Annotated in this window: 10 protein-coding genes; 7 read left to right on the top strand and 3 right to left on the bottom strand. The window is 40.2% G+C overall.

Annotated elements, in window-relative coordinates; all coding sequences use genetic code 11:
* Positions 1-122 precede the first annotated feature (122 nt).
* Entirely contained in the window at positions 123-647 is a 525-nt protein-coding gene (locus tag ACKI4H_RS02440; protein WP_407303632.1) for a hypothetical protein, read from the top strand.
* A gap of 147 nt (positions 648-794) precedes the next feature.
* On the opposite strand, the gene ACKI4H_RS02435 is transcribed toward ACKI4H_RS02440, so the two are convergent.
* The gene (locus ACKI4H_RS02435) at positions 795-1,844 is read right to left on the bottom strand and encodes a molecular chaperone DnaJ (RefSeq protein ID WP_407303629.1); all 1,050 of its coding nucleotides are present in this window, start codon (positions 1,842-1,844) and stop codon (positions 795-797) included.
* Between the two features lie 360 nt (positions 1,845-2,204).
* Between ACKI4H_RS02435 and ACKI4H_RS02430 the strand changes: the two genes are divergently transcribed.
* The 5 genes from ACKI4H_RS02430 to ACKI4H_RS02410 all read left to right on the top strand — a co-directional run bounded on the left by ACKI4H_RS02430 (position 2,205) and on the right by ACKI4H_RS02410 (position 6,404).
* Positions 2,205-2,882: a DUF421 domain-containing protein gene (locus tag ACKI4H_RS02430; RefSeq protein ID WP_407303626.1), complete on the top strand. Its 678-nt coding sequence runs from the start codon at positions 2,205-2,207 to the stop codon at positions 2,880-2,882.
* A gap of 341 nt (positions 2,883-3,223) precedes the next feature.
* A complete protein-coding gene (locus ACKI4H_RS02425; protein ID WP_407303625.1) occupies positions 3,224-4,171 on the top strand; it encodes a transporter substrate-binding domain-containing protein in 948 nt (315 codons plus the stop codon).
* A 66-nt stretch (positions 4,172-4,237) separates the two neighbouring features.
* Entirely contained in the window at positions 4,238-4,981 is a 744-nt protein-coding gene (locus ACKI4H_RS02420; RefSeq protein ID WP_407303623.1) for an amino acid ABC transporter permease, read from the top strand.
* A complete protein-coding gene (locus ACKI4H_RS02415) occupies positions 4,981-5,664 on the top strand; it encodes an ABC transporter permease subunit (protein ID WP_407303622.1) in 684 nt (227 codons plus the stop codon). The genes ACKI4H_RS02420 and ACKI4H_RS02415 overlap by 1 nt, the downstream gene beginning before the upstream one ends.
* A gap of 14 nt (positions 5,665-5,678) precedes the next feature.
* Positions 5,679-6,404: an amino acid ABC transporter ATP-binding protein gene (locus ACKI4H_RS02410; RefSeq protein ID WP_407303636.1), complete on the top strand. Its 726-nt coding sequence runs from the start codon at positions 5,679-5,681 to the stop codon at positions 6,402-6,404.
* A gap of 55 nt (positions 6,405-6,459) precedes the next feature.
* Here ACKI4H_RS02410 and ACKI4H_RS02405 read toward each other — a convergent pair whose 3' ends face one another.
* The gene (locus ACKI4H_RS02405) at positions 6,460-7,194 is read right to left on the bottom strand and encodes a carbonic anhydrase (protein ID WP_407303620.1); all 735 of its coding nucleotides are present in this window, start codon (positions 7,192-7,194) and stop codon (positions 6,460-6,462) included.
* A 597-nt stretch (positions 7,195-7,791) separates the two neighbouring features.
* Here ACKI4H_RS02405 and ACKI4H_RS02400 point away from each other — a divergent pair.
* Positions 7,792-8,979, top strand: a complete 1,188-nt coding sequence (locus ACKI4H_RS02400; protein WP_407303618.1) for an ammonium transporter — start codon at positions 7,792-7,794, stop codon at positions 8,977-8,979.
* Between the two features lie 136 nt (positions 8,980-9,115).
* On the opposite strand, the gene ACKI4H_RS02395 is transcribed toward ACKI4H_RS02400, so the two are convergent.
* Complete coding sequence (locus ACKI4H_RS02395) at positions 9,116-9,802, bottom strand: HAD family hydrolase (RefSeq protein ID WP_407303617.1); 687 nt, start codon at positions 9,800-9,802, stop codon at positions 9,116-9,118.
* Positions 9,803-9,987: the final 185 nt, after the last annotated feature.

Below are 9,987 nucleotides of genomic sequence, written 5' to 3'. Positions count from 1 at the left end.
TTTCGGAAAATAGAAAGTAACTTAGACCAGTGTTGATTATTCAGCATTGTACGAGGCATAGCGAGAGTAAAATTGGGTTTGGCGATTTAATTTTACTACCTCGCTATTTTTTTAAGCAACAAATGTCAACAGACCCTAATCAAAATCCAAATTTTTCGATTATTGAAGATATACTGATTGCAGAACATCAGAATAGAGAAAAAAGTCAGGAGACCTTATTAGATGATTCTGATTTTGAACAACTAAAAAAGGATTTTATTAATAAATTAAATCAATTTGTTAATTTAAATCCTGAAAAAATTATTCAGAATAAGTCATTCCTTTCATTAATGTATCGTTGGAAGGAATGGGGGAATTCTTCAGATGTACTAGCTTGGTTTGAAGCACAAACTCAAGATATGAACGGAATCTTAAAGTTACTACGATCCATGATTCAAGTTACTCGATCATCTAGTAATTTTTATACTATATCAAATATTAAAAAATATATTAAAGCTGATACAGTCGAGAATTTTTTAGATATTCCACGCATTTTAAATATCATCGACTCGTCTGATTTATCTGTGTTCTCAGACGAGGAAAAAGAACTAATAGAGATGTTAAAGAAAGGGATAGAAAATAAAGCTAATGGTAGAGATAATGATTAACCCTCACCCCGACCCTCTCCCATAGGGAGAGGGAGCATTCTTTGTGAATTCACTTTTCATTTGATATCTAGTGAAGTTACCTCTCCTTTTAGGAGATGAGCATCCTCAAAATATATTTTGAGTACGCAAGGGAGAGGTGCTTTTAAATCACAAAGCCCCATTCCCCAACAACATCTCCAACCCTTTCACTCGACTCATATATTTGAGTCGATCCTTTTCCCATTTCACTTGTTGTTTAATGGACGCAGTATCGGCATCAATTTGCTTATACAAATCAGAAATCTGAACCTTTCCTTTGGACTTTTGCACTGCAATTTTGGCATTCTCTGTCCAGACCAATGAATCAATAATCTCATCTATTTGATTGTCTAGCTGCTGACTTTGTGCATCCAAGGCCAGCTGATAAAACTTCACTTGATCTGCAGTTAAACCTTTTTGCGTTGCCCCTCTATTCTGCTCAATCTGAATTTGCAGTTTCAGTAAATAGAATAAATCCTGCTTCTCGTAAGCGGCATTGGCATGTTGCAGCATTTCTGTTTTTTCAATTTTTTTGCTTTCATCTTGTTCACGATCAGGATGAATGGTCGCTGCAATTTTCAAATAAACAGTTTTTAAAGATTGCTCTGCCATTTTCTCTGCTTGCTCACGCTTTTCTTGTTGTCGTTTGAACTTGGCTTGTTCACGTTGCTGTTCGTGCTGTGTACTGTCCCAATCATCGAAAGGATCAAATGCTGTTTCCTCTTCATCTGACTCAGCACTTTCAAATTTAGAATCGGTTTCAACGAAAGGCTTTTTCTTGATTTTCTTCGCGTTTGTATGCTCTGCATATTGCTGGTAGAAAGTATCAATTTCTTCGACTGTACTGGCTTGCTGCGCTGACAAGGCATTTGAGTCTTTTAAATACGCTGTCAGGTGTTGAATTTTTCCATCAATTTGTATGACCTCTCCCTTTGAAAATTCTCCACTATGTAAGTGTTTCCATAACTGTTCAAGCTGTTGAAACAATACAATGTGTAATTCGTTATAAATAGGCACAAGAGTTTGACGTGCATATTGTTGAATGTCATTTTGAGCTTTTTCCCAGGCCGCCAAGTCTATTTTTTGCTGTTCAATTTTTTCAATCAGGCCATTCAGCTTTTTTTGCTGTGGGGAAAGCTCTGCATCTAGCTGAACCGTGTTTTTTAAATCGAAAGACATAGGGAAGAAGAAAGCAAAAGAAAAACTATAGCAATATTCCTGACCCAATAACAGACAAAATCATGGCAAGCATTGTCGTGCCAGAATTGGAAAGAAAAGTTACTGCGCTTGATACGCAAGTATGGTCATAGCCAGATTACAACTTGAAATTAGCCAATGCTGCATCTGGCATGTGAAAGTTAGCAGTACAGATTTACTTATTAGAGTATTCAACTTTTTATTTTGTTATACCTGTTAGTTTAAGTAAACCAAGCTGCTCAAATATTGGCAGTTCTTTACCTAATTATAAACCTATGCCCTGCTCTACTCAGGCATAGTATAAAAAGAATGATGAAGCAATAAGAGGAAGGAACGATATAGATGGATTGGGCAAGTATCTTTATTCATGACACTACGTGGACATTTGCTGCAGAAATCACTATACGTGTCATTCTCATGTTTTGCATGATTATGATCTTTCTACGCTTAACCGGAAAACGCGGTATTCGGCAGCTTTCCATTTTTGAACTGGCGATCATTTTATCCCTCGGTTCCATTGCCGGTGACCCGATGTTCACTGAAGATCTGCCGCTGATCCAGGCACTGCTGATCATGAGCATTGTCATTATATTATATCGCCTGACCACTTGGCTGATGATGAAATACCAACCCTTTGAAGACTTAATAGAAGGAAAGTCGCTGTATATTGTCGAAAATGGGGTACTGGTTCTAGACAAGATTAAACGCGGCAAAATGTCGCATGATGAATTCTTTGCCGAAATGCGTCAGCAAGGCATTGAACATTTGGGCCAGGTGCGTGCCGGCCTCCTGGAAACCGACGGTAAATTTAGTATTTTATTGTTCAAACCGGAGGAAATACGTTATGGCCTACCGCTATTCCCCAAACAGTATAAGCAAACCATGCAAGTAGAACCGGACACTTGCTATGCCTGCATGTATTGCGGTCATGTGGATTATATTTCCAAACCAGATCAGCAGTGTTCACGTTGCAAATGCTGCCGCTGGGCCAAAGCGCTCAACAATCAGATGTTAAGCTAAATTGCCTGTTCTCGATATTTTTATCTTTTGTTTAAATTAAGCCGCCTTAAACTTTAGTCTCAAGTCAAAACAATGACCTTACTCTGGCATATTTCCTGCTGTAGTTAAAGTCGCTTGTTATACGGGATTTGGCTAAAAACTGTTTATTTCCTAAACATTTATCATTAACAAATTCTGCATAAATTTTGCTTGAGCAATACTAGATAACTCGCTTAAGATGAAATTGATTGCAGTATTGCATGAATAATTACAATAGCCTCATTTGTGCATAACTTGATAGATGGATCAGTCCAAGACCATAAGCAAATGATGAATAAAATATGATAAAAGGAGTTTTGTACATGACCTCTAAACGCACCCTGACTTCACTACTTTGCGCAAGCGCCTTTATGTTCGGCTTAACAGCTTGTAGCGACAATAAAGCTCCGACTTCAAATGACCCAGCTGCAAGCGGTGCAGATGCGGTCTCTTCAGGCACCCTTGATAAAATCAAGAAATCCGGCACCATCGTGTTGGGCTATCGTGATTCTTCAATTCCATTTTCTTATATCGCAGACAACCCAAATCAGCCGGTCGGTTATGCGCATGATCTGCAATTAAAAGTAGTTGATGCAGTTAAACAAAAACTCAATATGCCGGACTTGAAAATTCGCTATAACCTGGTGACCAGCCAAAATCGTATTCCGTTGGTTTCAAATGGTACGGTCGATTTAGAGTGCGGTTCAACCACCAATAACAAAGAACGTCAGCAACAGGTTGACTTCTCTGTGGGTTACTTTGAAGTCGGTTCTCGTCTGCTTACCGCTAAAGATTCGGGAATAAAAGATTTTACCGATCTTAAAGGTAAAAAACTGGTGACTACAGCCGGAACGACATCTGAACGTTATATTCGTCAGCATCAAAAAGAACTTGGTATTGGTGAAATTATTTCTGCCAAAGACCATGCAGAATCATTCTTGATGTTGCAAAATGGTCGTGCCGCTGCCTTTATGATGGATGACATCTTGCTTGCCGGTGAAAAATCTAAAGCTTCGGATCCAGACAAATGGGTGATTGTCGGGACCGCACCCATTCACGAAATTTACGGTTGCATGATGCGTAAGGGCGACCCGGGCTTTAAGCAAGTGGTCGATGATGCGATTAAAGCGACCTATAGTTCGGGTGAAATTAATAAAATGTATGAGAAATGGTTCCAGCAACCGATTCCACCAAAAAATATCAATCTAAACTTCAAAATGTCAGATCAGCTTAAAGCGTTAATTGCTAATCCTCACGATCGCGATCAATAAACTTTAAAACAACATACTTTCAAAGTCAGGTAAAAGATTTTTATCTGACTTTTTGGTGGAGTCACTATGAATTATAGTTGGAATTGGAGTGTTTTGTGGCAACCCACAGGGGTCGGTGACAGCACCTATTTACAATGGGTTTTAACTGGTCTGGGCTGGTTATTGGTGATTACTTTTGTTGCATGGACCATTGCCATGGTTTTGGGCAGTATTCTGGGCATCATGCGGACTTTGCCAAGCAAAACTGCACGTGCCATTGGCACAGCTTATGTCACCATTTTCCGAAATGTGCCGTTGCTGATTCAATTATTTATCTGGTTTTATGTGGTTCCCAACTTTTTGCCCTCGACTATTCGAAATTGGTGGATCAATGATTTGGGTGCCAATACCACGGCGCTGATTTCTGCCAGTGTCGGTTTGGGGTTATTTACCGCTGCCAGAGTCTGTGAACAGGTACGAACAGGCATTGAAGCCTTGCCGGTCGGACAAGTGAATGCCGGTTATGCCTTGGGCTTCAGTACCACTCAATTATACCGCTACGTTATTTTACCGCAGTCCTTTCGCACCATTTTACCGCCACTCAGTTCCGAGCTGACCAACTGCGTCAAAAATACCTCTGTAGCATCGTTGGTAGGTGTGGCAGAAATTATTTCCCAGATGAAGACCATCAGTGAATACACGCAAAATACCATCGAGATTTACACCATTGTGACCGTGATTTTCATTGTGATTAATGTCTGCTTAATCTCGGTAATGACCCTGTTGGAAAGACGTTTGTATGTACCAGGTTTAATTGCAGGTGGTAAATAATGGAATGGCTCTCTGCATTTTTAAATGATTTGCAACTTTCTGGCCCTGCTTTATGGCATGGTTTCAGCATCACTTTAAAAGTAGTCTGTATTGCTACAGTCGGTGGTATTTTAATTGGGACGATACTGGCTTTAATGCGTTTATCTTCCATTAAAGTGTTTAACTGGATTGCACAAGGCTATGTAAACCTGTTTCGCTCCATTCCCCTACTGCTGGTGCTGATGTGGTTCTACTTTGCGGTACCTTTTTTTTATACTGCAGTCACAGGAAATTACCTGACCATTGATACCGCACTGGTATCCAGTATTGTGGCTTTTATGCTATTTGAAGCAGCCTATTTTTCTGAAATTGTACGTGCCGGCATTCAATCGATTCCACGTGGACAATCAGCCGCAGCTTCTGCTTTAGGCATGAGTTACGGGCAATCAATGCGGCTCATCATCTTGCCGCAAGCCTTTCGTAAAATGACCCCGCTGCTATTGCAACAAACCATTATTTTATTCCAGGATTCAACCATGGTATATGCCATCGGCTTGCTGGACTTTTTCAGAACCAGTTATGTCCGTGGCGACCTGATGTCGCTGCTGACCCAGTACATTTTATTTGCAGGGCTGGTGTATTTCACTATTAGTCTTTTGGCCACTTATGCTGTTAAAAAATTACAAAGAAGGTTACGTGTATGAATGATAACAAAGTGATGATCGACATTCAGAACGTGAGTAAATGGTACGACAAATTTCAGGTACTCACAGATTGCACCACGCAAATTCGCCAAGGCGAAGTGGTGGTGGTCTGTGGTCCTTCGGGTTCGGGAAAATCCACTCTGATTAAAACAGTGAATGGTTTGGAAACCTTTCAGCAAGGCAATATCACGGTCGATGGCATTTCGATTAAAGACCCGAAAACCAACTTGAACCTATTACGCAGCCGCGTCGGTATGGTGTTTCAGCATTTTGAGTTATTTCCACATTTAACCATTACTGAAAACTTGACCATTGCCCAGATTAAAGTTCTGCGACGTTCTGAAGCAGAAGCCAAGAAAAAAGGTTTGGCTTATCTGGACCGTGTTGGACTTAGTGCTCAGGCAGATAAATTCCCTGCACAGCTTTCAGGTGGACAACAACAACGTGTAGCCATTGCACGCGCCCTAAGCATGGACCCGATTGCCATGCTGTTTGATGAACCGACTTCCGCACTTGACCCGGAAATGATTACTGAAGTCTTGGACGTGATGGTGGGTCTGGCCAAAGAAGGCATGACCATGATGTGTGTGACCCACGAAATGGGCTTTGCCCGTCAGGTCGCAAATCGTGTGATCTTTATGGATCAAGGCAAAATTGTAGAAGATTGTACTAAAGATGAATTCTTTAATACCCAACGCGGCGAACGTGCACAGCAATTTCTGAATAAAATCTTGCACTAAACATATAAGCATTTTAAAAGCAGATCATATGATCTGCTTTTTTATTTCGATGTAATTATTCAAGAACCAGGCGTGCATTGGTCGGTTGCACAGGACGGTTATTCGGGTGTTCCATCAGACTTGAAAATGCCTGAATCTGCTGTTTCGATGCTTGTTGAATATCTTTAAGTACAATCCAGCGCACCCCTTCGGAACACGGTGGTGTGGTGAGTGAACCATTAAAACGATAGTAATCTAATTTTTCAGGCAAGAATGCAGCAGCTAAATCCTGATGTTTCAGCTGTACGACATTGCCTGCTTTTTTTGGTAATTCTTTCCAGAGTTGTTTCAACTTTTTGTTTTCCTGACCTTCGTCAAACATCACGGCGACTACGGCTAACTCGCCCTGTTCAGTGGCATGCACCAAATGCATCTCCATCGCAAAGCTTTTTCCCTTAATGATGTTTTCGCTTGGGCTATGTAAATGAAATTGTTTGAGATGAAATAGCTTATGATCCAATTCCAGAGTATTGCCCTCGGCAAAATTAATTTGTACAGTCCGATTATTATTAATAATCGTATCCGCTTTTGAACTGTAATTTAATTTTAAAGCCGGTAGTTTTGCCGATATGGTTTGATCAATATTAATCGGTGCTTGATTTAAACCTTCACAGGCTTGATATTCAGGCTTAATTTTGCCCCATTGTGCCGGTGCAGTGTGCGCAGCATAACCCCAGTCAAATTGAGTTCCTTCGGCTGCAAACGTATTAAAACCCACCAATGCCAGTAATCCGAGCATACTCCGTTTCATCTTTAATCCTTAAAATACAATATAAAATGAGCACTTATCTTCTAGAGTTAAAACTGCGATATCAAAACTAAAACTACCATTTCGTTATAGATTTTGTATCTTATATTGTTTGATTATTCACCTTATTCTCTTTTAGAATATTTGGTTTTTTCACTCTAGTGTGCTTATCCATATGGCATGGAACTTAAAGTCAGGTTAAAGAATAATTTTCAAAACACCCCATCCTTGATGATCAAAGCCACTAAAATCACTTCATTCAAATTCATTGCTTACTTTATCTTTAAATTATTTTAATATTTCAGATTTATAATATTGCCACTATTCAGTGCCACAAGAAAAAGCCTAAAAAACAGACATAACTACAACTCCTAAATTTAATCTGTTAATCATATATTTATATATACTTTAATTTAAATTTATCGCCTTAAATAGGTGCAGGAAATGCCTCTAAAAATCATACTTTGCTTTATATCGAGTCTTGAGCATTTTTTTAGATGAATGATCAATATTTCCCCTTTCAAATCTCTTCCTCAAGTTTTATGCCTCGATATACTGATCATCTTTTTGTGAAAAACAGCGCTAAAATAGGGCTAAAATATGCAAAATATTGATTTACTCTTTCTCCTTCTTGGGGCAGTTTTAGTTTTAGCCATGCATGCAGGTTTTGCATTTTTGGAGCTGGGCACAGTCCGACATAAAAACCAGGTCAATGCACTCAGTAAAATTCTGACTGATTTTTCCATTTCAGCCATCGCCTACTTTTTTGTTGGCTATTACATTGCTTATGGACAACATTTTTTCCATATTGGCGCAACCTTAGCTGCGGATCATGGCTATAACCTGATGCGCTGTTTTTTCCTGCTGACTTTTGCTGCGGCTATTCCTGCAATTATTTCTGGTGGTATTGCCGAACGTACCAAAATGCGTTCCCAAGCGATTGCTACCTTATTATTGGTCGCCTTGATCTATCCCTTCTTTGAAGGCATTGCCTGGAATGGCAATTTGGGACTGCAAAAATGGTTAGCAGGCACATTTGGTGCAAGTTTCCATGACTTTGCCGGTTCTGTCGTGGTGCATGCGATGGGCGGATGGATTGCTTTAGTCGCGGTGATTTTACTGGGTGCACGCTATGGCCGTTATAAAAAAGATGGCCGAGTGAGCGCACACCCACCTTCTTCAATTCCTTTTCTGGCTTTGGGTTCCTGGATCTTAATCGTGGGCTGGTTTGGTTTTAACGTGATGAGCGCGCAACGTCTGGATGCTATTTCAGGCCTGGTTGCGATTAACTCACTCATGGCGATGGTCGGTGGAACCATTGCTGCCAACTTTATGGGCAAAAATGACCCCGGCTTTTTACACAACGGTCCTTTGGCAGGCTTAGTGGCGATTTGTGCAGGTTCTGACGTGGTGCATCCTGTTGGAGCGCTTATTATTGGAGCAGTTGCAGGCGTGATCTTCGTGAAACTCTTTACCTATACGCAAAATAAACTTAGAGTCGATGACGTCTTGGGTGTTTGGCCCTTACACGGCGTATGCGGTACATTTGGTGGCTTGGCGGTTGGGGTTTTCGGACAACAATGGTTAGGCGGTCTAGGCAATGTTTCCATGATTTCGCAAATGATTGGTACACTTCTGGCCATCTCGATTGCACTTGCTGGCGGCTTTCTGGTTTACGGTGCACTCAAAATCACCATGGGCATCCGTTTATCGCAAGAAGATGAATTTCGGGGTGCAGATTTATCTATTCATAAAATTTCTGCTAATTCAGAAGACACCATGTTTTAAGGCTTAAATTTTACACCTGATTTTTAAACCTGCTCTTAAACTTAATACGATTTTCAGCGCGACTCGAAAGAGTCGCTTTTTTTTATTTGTATAAATGTCACTTCTATTTTCAAAAAAAGATAAGCCACATTAGGCATTATAAATATTGCTTAATTTCAGCTAAATGTTGAATCGTATTCATCGGCTGATGACCATCAATATCATGAAAACCTTGCAGCCATAAAGCTTTCATACCGGCTTCGGTTGCGCCTTGTATATCATTCACGGGATGATCGCCAATAAATAAACAATGTTGTGGTGTAACATCCAATTGACGGCTGGTATGTAGAAAAATTTCAGCATTCGGTTTACTGATACCCACCAATTCAGAACTGATAATTTCATCAAAATAATGACTAAAACCCAAGCCTTGTAAAATGGTTAAACGGGTGGCATGTCCACCATTGGAAACCACTGCCAGTTTATAACCTTGCTGTTTTAAATCTGCTAACAGGCTATTCGCACCTGGCATGGCAACAGCGGATAATCCAAATTGCTGAAACCAGAATTGTGATAATTCATCCAAGTCCGGCAGGCTGTTCCATTTCAGTTCTTGCTGTAGCGCATAAGCTACGGAAGCCGCAATACTCGGATGGGTGAGCAGCTCTTTTTTGGGGTAGCCACCATTATCAATACGGCGGATAATCGACTGAATTTGACTAATATCAGTATGCTGTAATTGACGCTGATAAGTATTTGCCAAATGCTGGCTATAAGCCAAAATACTTTGATCACGATGGGTTAAGGTATTATCCAGATCAAATAAAACAGCACGAATCGTCATTTTAATACCTCACAAATCTTGTAGGCTAATGTAGCACCGAAGACATGTATGGTTAAGCTGTTTCCTTTATATGTTTATTACGATTCAGCACAACGTTATTGTCTATCTGTACACAACTTTCTAAGTGTTTAGATCGCCTTTCCCGCCATCACTTAAGTCTGGATTAAGGTTTTATTGTTGTAATA

Origin of the sequence: Acinetobacter sp., from assembly GCF_045628685.1 — a bacterium.
Lineage (GTDB): Bacteria > Pseudomonadota > Gammaproteobacteria > Pseudomonadales > Moraxellaceae > Acinetobacter.
This window is presented reverse-complemented; position numbering and strand designations above follow the sequence as displayed.

What these genes read in the sequence shown, in the direction of transcription:
- ACKI4H_RS02430 (WP_407303626.1), top strand. Translation starts at nt 2,205, where the DNA reads ATGGATTGGGCAAGTATCTTTATTCATGACACTACGTGGACATTTGCT.
- ACKI4H_RS02405 (WP_407303620.1), bottom strand. Translation starts at nt 7,194, where the DNA reads ATGAAACGGAGTATGCTCGGATTACTGGCATTGGTGGGTTTTAATACG.
- ACKI4H_RS02400 (WP_407303618.1), top strand. Translation starts at nt 7,792, where the DNA reads ATGCAAAATATTGATTTACTCTTTCTCCTTCTTGGGGCAGTTTTAGTT.
- ACKI4H_RS02435 (WP_407303629.1), bottom strand. Translation starts at nt 1,844, where the DNA reads ATGTCTTTCGATTTAAAAAACACGGTTCAGCTAGATGCAGAGCTTTCC.
- ACKI4H_RS02420 (WP_407303623.1), top strand. Translation starts at nt 4,238, where the DNA reads ATGAATTATAGTTGGAATTGGAGTGTTTTGTGGCAACCCACAGGGGTC.
- ACKI4H_RS02425 (WP_407303625.1), top strand. Translation starts at nt 3,224, where the DNA reads ATGACCTCTAAACGCACCCTGACTTCACTACTTTGCGCAAGCGCCTTT.
- ACKI4H_RS02395 (WP_407303617.1), bottom strand. Translation starts at nt 9,802, where the DNA reads ATGACGATTCGTGCTGTTTTATTTGATCTGGATAATACCTTAACCCAT.
- ACKI4H_RS02415 (WP_407303622.1), top strand. Translation starts at nt 4,981, where the DNA reads ATGGAATGGCTCTCTGCATTTTTAAATGATTTGCAACTTTCTGGCCCT.
- ACKI4H_RS02440 (WP_407303632.1), top strand. Translation starts at nt 123, where the DNA reads ATGTCAACAGACCCTAATCAAAATCCAAATTTTTCGATTATTGAAGAT.
- ACKI4H_RS02410 (WP_407303636.1), top strand. Translation starts at nt 5,679, where the DNA reads ATGATCGACATTCAGAACGTGAGTAAATGGTACGACAAATTTCAGGTA.